The sequence below is a fragment of the Shewanella sp. MBTL60-112-B2 genome (assembly GCF_019655055.1).
Taxonomy (GTDB): Bacteria; Pseudomonadota; Gammaproteobacteria; order Enterobacterales; family Shewanellaceae; genus Shewanella.
Window position 1 is genome coordinate 1 of sequence record NZ_BPFA01000119.1, and the last position, 255, is coordinate 255.

A 255-nucleotide genomic window follows, 5' to 3' on the forward strand; every position below is an offset into this window, starting at 1 on the left:
TGCCCAGAGTCGGTAGGCCGGTGACCGTAATGGTGAGGTTATCGCCATCAGCATCGGTTGGTGCGCTGAGGCCTAAAGACGTATTTTGTGTCTCTTCATTGACATTGATGCTATTGCTGTCGACGAGCGGCGCATCGTTCATTGGGTTGACCGTGATCGCCACACTGCCGTTTTCAGTGACAGTGCCGTCATTGACGCTGTAGGTGAAGTTACCCACGGCATCGCCGCTGTCATAGTCGGCAGGCGCATCGTACT

1 protein-coding gene is annotated in these 255 nt (G+C 54.9%); it reads right to left on the reverse strand.

Going from position 1 to position 255, the window contains the following annotated elements; translation table 11 throughout:
* Nucleotides 1-255: Ig-like domain-containing protein (locus K5Q73_RS21515; RefSeq protein ID WP_220765850.1), on the reverse strand; the 255-nt coding region annotated here is incomplete at both ends.